8 protein-coding genes are annotated in these 7,037 nt (G+C 41.1%); 3 read left to right on the forward strand and 5 right to left on the reverse strand.

Annotated elements, in window-relative coordinates:
* From ACFSB2_RS09025 to ACFSB2_RS09035, 3 genes are all read left to right on the forward strand, one after another.
* A partial coding sequence (locus tag ACFSB2_RS09025; protein WP_377942711.1) for a hypothetical protein occupies positions 1-384 on the forward strand: 384 nt, incomplete at its 5' end.
* A 234-nt stretch (positions 385-618) separates the two neighbouring features.
* On the forward strand, positions 619-2,034 hold the full coding sequence (locus tag ACFSB2_RS09030) for a hypothetical protein (RefSeq protein WP_377942712.1): 1,416 nt from the start codon (positions 619-621) through the stop codon (positions 2,032-2,034).
* Positions 2,035-2,150: 116 nt separating this feature from the next.
* Positions 2,151-2,672, forward strand: a complete 522-nt coding sequence (locus ACFSB2_RS09035; protein ID WP_377942713.1) for a hypothetical protein — start codon at positions 2,151-2,153, stop codon at positions 2,670-2,672.
* Between the two features lie 79 nt (positions 2,673-2,751).
* On the opposite strand, the gene ACFSB2_RS09040 is transcribed toward ACFSB2_RS09035, so the two are convergent.
* From ACFSB2_RS09040 to ACFSB2_RS09060, 5 genes are all read right to left on the reverse strand, one after another.
* Positions 2,752-3,465, reverse strand: a complete 714-nt coding sequence (locus tag ACFSB2_RS09040) for a DUF5131 family protein (protein ID WP_377942714.1) — start codon at positions 3,463-3,465, stop codon at positions 2,752-2,754.
* Positions 3,466-3,806: 341 nt separating this feature from the next.
* Positions 3,807-4,880, reverse strand: a complete 1,074-nt coding sequence (locus tag ACFSB2_RS09045; protein ID WP_377942715.1) for a phosphodiester glycosidase family protein — start codon at positions 4,878-4,880, stop codon at positions 3,807-3,809.
* Positions 4,881-5,716: 836 nt separating this feature from the next.
* Complete coding sequence (locus ACFSB2_RS09050; RefSeq protein WP_377942716.1) at positions 5,717-5,944, reverse strand: hypothetical protein; 228 nt, start codon at positions 5,942-5,944, stop codon at positions 5,717-5,719.
* A gap of 63 nt (positions 5,945-6,007) precedes the next feature.
* Positions 6,008-6,472 (reverse strand): AbrB/MazE/SpoVT family DNA-binding domain-containing protein, encoded by a 465-nt coding sequence (locus ACFSB2_RS09055; protein ID WP_377942717.1) that lies wholly within the window; start codon positions 6,470-6,472, stop codon positions 6,008-6,010.
* A gap of 365 nt (positions 6,473-6,837) precedes the next feature.
* Positions 6,838-7,037: hypothetical protein (locus ACFSB2_RS09060; RefSeq protein ID WP_377942718.1), on the reverse strand; the 200-nt coding region annotated here is incomplete at its 5' end.

Below are 7,037 nucleotides of genomic sequence, written 5' to 3' on the forward strand. Positions count from 1 at the left end.
CCTCCCTCTGGTCCGGTACCGCCCAAACCGCTTTACGGCGAGCCTCTACTTGCCGTGATTACGCCGACTCGCGAGGCCCACCCTGAAGGGCCGCATGAGACAAGGGAGGAAGATAAAATGAAGACTCAAATCATTATGGAAACAGAGGATGCTACAAACATTCTGAAGCGCTGTGGCCATCGATCATTTATTGTTTGGTGTGCGATTCAAGCATTGGAAACGCCATGTACTATTGAAGAAATTGGAGCGTTCTGTGGACTTACGATTGAGGAAGCTAAAGAAGCAGCAGAACGTCTAGGAATGTTTCTATTGGGCATCCTCACCGGCCAACTCAATTTAATGGAGGAAAATACGAATAAGTTTGAACACGCAGGAATACAGTAAAATTTTTATTCACAAATTTGCAGGAAAGCCAGGTGTATCCTTGGGCTTTCCTGCTTTGATTTTCCTGATGCGAATAGGCATGTGAAACTGTTTAGAGTCGATGCTCAGAGACCAATCAAAAAATCCGCTGTTTAATTTACTAAACATTTAGCATTGCAAGAATAGTCTCTTGCGGGACTAGAAAAGAATGGATACCTTGAACTAGTAAGAAAAAATGGAAAAGGGTGAGCTTATTTGCGAAGAAAATTGATTGCAAAAACTTTAGTTGCTACACTGATGTTGTCAACAGCACCCACAATGGCATTTGCTGCAGCTGCGTCAACGAGTCAAAGCACATCAACTCAGCAAACAACCACCACTACAAAACAGTTTTCTTTTGATCAACCTTTAAGCAAATTGGCTGATCTTACTTACGGTAACACTACGCAAGCACAAGCGGATCAAAAGAATGCTGCCGCGATTACTCAGATATTTGGTGATAATGCAACCAGTATTACAAACGTGGGAAGTATCACTAATGGTGCAAGCAATGACTCCACGAGTGCAAATAACAGTAAGATTCATTTTAATGTCACAACAACGACTGACAAAACCACTGGTGATGTACAAATTCAGGCATCTGGATATATTCAAGCTGGGGGGAGTACTAAGTACTCCATTACGACAGAGCAAAGTACGTTAGATTCTGTAGATACCTCGCTTGGTACATTAGAAAAGGCAGAATTACCTGGTACTCTTACCACTCCATCCGGGAAAAATTACAATTTAAATGTTGGCATTGCATATGTGCCCAATACAGATAACTATCAAGCAACAATCGTGATTGATGGACTTGGCTATCCTGTGTCATTAGATTTCGGTAAAGGATTCGTAACACAATCAATTTCTAATGACATCAAAGCATACAACGCCACAAAGACTGTTATCCCAAATAACACCTCGTCTGATTCCACATCACAAGCAGCCGATTCAGTATTGAATGCGGGAACACAACATTTTCTCGGTGATGATTATTCAACTACATTAGACGGCAACGTTGACTATTTTGGAAATAATACTCCAACCGAAGTGATGCGTGCTTCTAATGGGCCTTCAGGAACTCAACAGTACATCGAAGATGAGGTTTGGGGAACTCATCAGGTATTGAACTATCTAGGTGGTAGTACCGGTCGCTCCATTTCTGTAAGTGGAGTTAACTTTGCGGTAAGTGTCCCTGACTCGAATTGGAGTCTAGAAAATTCGTTTTACCCTGCTCCTATAAGCCCGCCTCAATTTAATTTTTCTTGGGTGAGTTGGTTAATCGATCTTATTCCGGAATTAGGTTCTGCTGCTTCTAGTCTGGTACAACAAATTGCAGATCAAAATGTCACCGTAGGTGGTGGAATCGTTAACAAGACTCCAGGGGACGCATATATGAACCAGATTAATTGGACTGGTGTTGGTACCGACGAGTTAACAGGTGTCTATCACCCGACAGCAAGCACACCAGCTTATGACGAACAGTTCTTTGGAGATCCTAAGTATGGCCAAAGTGTACAGGTTGATGCACAGGTAACCTATGAAAATGATGTCTATTCACTTGGTTATGTTGAATATGACAGTGCACCTTGGATGTATATGTCAGGAACAATCGAAGCACCTAGCAGCTAATTATAATACCGGGCATATTTCAAAACTTTTCGGTATACTTATTTATGGATACTCGGACGCTAATTAGCGTCCGAGTTGTGTGTTCATAATATAATTCTAGAGAGTAGGAACCTAACATGAAAATTACAATTAAAAGTACAGCGCTGCTTGGATTAGGCGCTTTGTGTATTGCATCATTAGTGATTAACGAAGTCCAATATAGACAGAACGAGAATATAAAGGATACATCACTTGAATATGGTTTTGCTCTAGCTTTTTCAGGGATAAATACTGCAAACTCCATTTTTAAAGGCCAGTTGCCCGGACAAGACACTACCGATGCAGTACGATATATTGCCAGATCAGCCGGACAACTTGAATCTATGTCACGTGTTATGAACGAAATGGGTATAGAACACACAGCTGGAATCGGCGTACGCTTAGAAGAATCCGCAGAGATCATTTCTAAGCCAACTAAATATTCTAAAGAACAAGTAGCTCAAAATAAAAAATTTGTAGAGGAGGTCTCTACCGATTTTCGGCCGTGTTTTGATGGACCAATCCTTGTTAAAAGCAGATTACCTGCCGCTATTAGTAAGGTTTATAAAGCAATATCGGCAATATCTCCAAAAGAACGTTCTCAATTGTATTCTATGTAGCTTTAACAAATACCCATCATGCAACCTGTTCGAACTAAAAATTGTAGATTAACGGAGGTGGAGGTTCTTTAAATCGTTCCTAAATTTTAGGAAACTCGTCCCATGTACGACTATCAAGTAAACGCCCAGTGCGATGTTTCTGCACACCACCCCATTGTTTAAAAAAGAATGGTATATGGTGAGAAATACAAATATCTCTGATCTCTCGCGGCCAATTTGGGTCCAAAGGGCGCGACCTTGGCCCGGATTCCCCACCTACGATAACCCAATGTATTTCTGAAAAGTCCAACGATTGGAGAGATCCAAGTAAAGGTTCGCAGGATAAAAATCGAATAGTTGATGGTACTCTCCTTAGATAATCAACTCGTTTTGCAACGCGCATATCTTCAACGCTTGTTCCAAGCCAGATGTTTGGTGTCCAATTGAGAAAAGGTGATAGTTCAGCTACCCGTTCCAGACGCTTTGTAAGAACTTGAAAGGTATGTTGCTGGGCTTTATTCATGGTGGAGAATACCTGCTGGATGTAATCATCGGGTACATCTTTATGAAACAAGTCTGACATACTATTCACGAATATTTTCTTTGGATTCTTCCATCGGAGCGGCAGTTCAAGCAAATCAGGTTGGAGTGTTAACGAAAAACCATTCGCATAGCGGGGCTGACCCATTGCTTTATGACGCTTTGCCATCACCTCTGCATAACAATTCCTGCATCCCTCACTGACTTTGGTACATCCCGTGGTCGGGTTCCAGGTAGCATTTGTCCACTCTATATGAGTGTTAGATACAGCCACTTACTCACCGCCTCACACCAAACCATTTTGAATCTATAATGTCCTGTTCTGGAGCCATTTTAACTTCTCCTGACATTGTGAACCGGTCAAATGCCGGGGAAGATGTGGTCGAAAAAAACAAGTCTTACCCAAATATACAAGGCAATGATCATCAATATCGTGATCACTAGACTACGAAACATATTTGGAATGAATCTACTGACTACCATACCCAATATCGCTGCGACTATAACCATTCCTACCATGAGTAAGAGTGGTAAGAGCATATTACTGTCCAAAGATGTATTTTTCGGAACAACCGTCATTTAAATGTCCTCTCTTTGTTAGTGGCTATCCCCACACTATTTAAACGTCACAACTAATGCGGTAGCCAGATTTCGCCCTGGTCTCGTGAGGTATTTTCCGTTAAAGTACAGACCTGTTGAGCTTCCACCGTCCAGATTCATCGCTTGCACTAGTCCTAGACTTTTTACAATCTTGGCCTCTGTAGCAAGCGTCGCAGCATGAATTGTGCCAAATATTAAGCCTCCACTTTTATCAATACCTGCAAAACTTCTGAGTGTGTTGCTATCAATCAGCGTTTTGTCCTTGAACCCTTCTAATCCTGGATTTAATACGATTTTTTTATTGTTAACAAGCATTGGCCCAGCTCCGATGGCATTGTGATATTCGGTGAAGTCAATTGGCGCTCCATCAAGGGTTTCAACGCCTACGCTCATACTGGCCGGATCACCTACATGCACACGTCCAAGCATGGACGTTTCTCCTTTGCCTAACTCCACTGCATATCCGTTACTGGGAACCGTTGTTTTTCCCTGGTGAATGCTGGCCACTTTATTGTTTTCAATGGTGACTACAGTCGCGTTTTTATCTCTGGAGGATTTACCAAAGTATGAAGTGAGAATGTCTACACGCTCCGGATTTGTGCTTGGCACATTCAAGTACCATGGCCACAACCCAGTAACAGTAGGATTGGTTGAGTCCTCTATTGATGCCTTTAGTGATTCCTTCGCTCTAGTCATCAATAGTTGCCCATTTGTACCGAAACCGAGTAGCGTTCCCTTGGCGTCGTTTTCAAACTGACCGTTGATCTCTATGGCACCAGTTGGGTACTTGTTAGATGTAGATGCGGCATTAAAAAAAGTTCCGTTGATCGCAACCACAGCGTGAGCAGATTTCGCCATGCTCTCAAGAGACTGCGTAGATCCAAATGTATTATGAGCGACAACCGGACGCACGGTCACTTTGGGATTATGAGTGTCCACCTGCACATAGTTTACAGCTTCGCCATCAATAACTATGTGATGTGTCGTAATTGCCTTTGTCCATGATGGCGACGATGCGTAGACTGTGGTTGCAGAAAATAGTGTTCCGCATAAAATTGCTGTTGCCAATAACGCATTTTGATTTCTCAAAGTTGGCTCCCCTTTTATATCACAATCGCTTCGCCTAAAACATTCCTATTTTATACCCAGTGTACACTATTGTTAAAAAATATCTAAATAGCTTCGAGAGCATACATATCTAGGAAAAACATTTTGACCAAAAACGTTCTATTATGAAAAAACGCGAAACCAAATGATCTTCATGAGTGGCTTTGCAATCTGATTCAAGTCTTTTAACTCATCCTCAGTGAGAGGTACACGATTCGTAATCTTCTGTTGCAGTGCAATTATACTTTCCAAGGTCTTCTGACTACCGCTATACTCACTATTCTCACCTTTCATGCGAATATCAGAAAGTATGAGACGAGGTTTATGCAATTCCTTACTAAGTCGAGCTTCAGAATCCATAGAGTGAAATAAACACGCGTGTTCTGCTCTTCGTAGCACTCGCATCGCAGTTAGTGCCTCTTTCGGCGTTAAATTAGCACTTGAGAAACGATATTTAGTGATGATTAACTCCCTCCTATGCTTTTATAGACCGTCATTCGCTTTTTACACGAGACTTTACGAAAGGGTCAATCCTGTGTATTACATGTAACTCGTCAACCTCATTAAAAAAACGCTCTAAAAATGTTGTTACAGACTCCTGATTTAGTCGTTCTTTGGTATAAAGATACTTTCTCCGTAGTTTGAACAATCCTGTCTTATGAATAACAGAAGTTGAATCGATGTTTATAATTTGTCCCAGTTTACCGTTGAACTCTGGATGCTCTAAATGGAACCATCGAACGATTTTTTCCCGTAACGAAGTATCGAAAACCTCTAAAATCCAATCGAAAGTAACTCTGTTTTACTGGCTATTTGGATTACTGCGTTGAAGAAGTGGTAACTACCATCAAATGTGTTTTTTCATTCGGTAGGTTTATTTTTGCATAATGAGTTACAGCATCAGACCCATCAATTGAACTCATGTCAGACACAAACCATAAGTTATCATCAAAAAGGGCAATATCAACATTCTTACCATCTGATATAAGATGATTGCCACTGATTGTCGGTGGGTGTTCAGGGTCAAACTTTCGCCATATAATCAAGACTATCGCTCCCAACGCATAAACAAATGGCTCTTGTTCCACACGGTATTCCGATTAGCCGTTTTACTTAACGATGTTATCTCGGTTCCTATGATACATAACCAAATCCTGGTCTGTTAGCAATCCATAGGTATGAAAGATCTTAACGGAGTCATCACTAATAAGACGCACTTGTAGGGGATCGCCAATAGCTTTTCGCCAGTAGTTGATTTGATTCTCATGAACCAGCATATATTTGAAGTCATTCTTACGAGAATCAGAGATCTGCTGGTTAAGCCAAACTTTATCTACTTCTTTGCGTGATTTGTCAGTGAAACATTCAAAATACTTGCCCGTGTTGTCACAGTAAAATACTCTAACCCCAATTTGCGTTAGAGAGTTCACCGCCCTACTCATGATCACCTTTCCTTCATCGTCAATATAGAAATTTACAGTTTCCCCCTCCGATAGTTCCAATCTTTCACGCAATAGCTTGGGAATTGTGATTTGTCCCTTGCTCGTCATTGTTGCAGAGAACAGTCGATGCATCCTTACCACTCCTTACATTTAATTGTAAGGCAAAGTAAGGATGTGGTCAATACTTCCGATACAAAAACGTTCGTTTTTGAGACACGGAGACAAGAAATCGTGTGACCTTGTATGTTAACCATATAGTGTAAATTGGATGGATACTTGTCTTGACACTTTGATCTTTATTAATCACAAAGAATTGATCTTGAAATCATACACTTGCGGTGTAAATTTGGAGTAATCGGATTTAGGATATTGCGATATAAATCGAGCCCATTAGGTTCATCAGCGGATAGAATAAGTATGCATTGTCAGAAAAGACCAATAATTTCGTTAGCAGTTAATACAATAAAGAAATGGAATTATGTCATAAATATTATATTTCATGTCTTGAATCCATTCGGGCTATTGAGTCCTTCAGGATATGACGACGATGCTGAGAAGGTATATGAAATGTTGCCGTGGGAAAGTGTCGTAGTATAGCCTCTCGGCATTGAGGTGACGAAAACAGGGACAAAGCGGAATTTCCCGCAAGAATCCACTGGAAAATCCGCAAATAATGGTTGAAACAGCGATGTTCCTT

It is taken from the genome of Alicyclobacillus fodiniaquatilis, assembly GCF_042678105.1.
GTDB lineage: Bacteria > Bacillota > Bacilli > Alicyclobacillales > Alicyclobacillaceae > Alicyclobacillus > Alicyclobacillus fodiniaquatilis.

What these genes read in the sequence shown, in the direction of transcription:
- ACFSB2_RS09035 (WP_377942713.1), top strand. Translation starts at nt 2,151, where the DNA reads ATGAAAATTACAATTAAAAGTACAGCGCTGCTTGGATTAGGCGCTTTG.
- ACFSB2_RS09055 (WP_377942717.1), bottom strand. Translation starts at nt 6,472, where the DNA reads ATGCATCGACTGTTCTCTGCAACAATGACGAGCAAGGGACAAATCACA.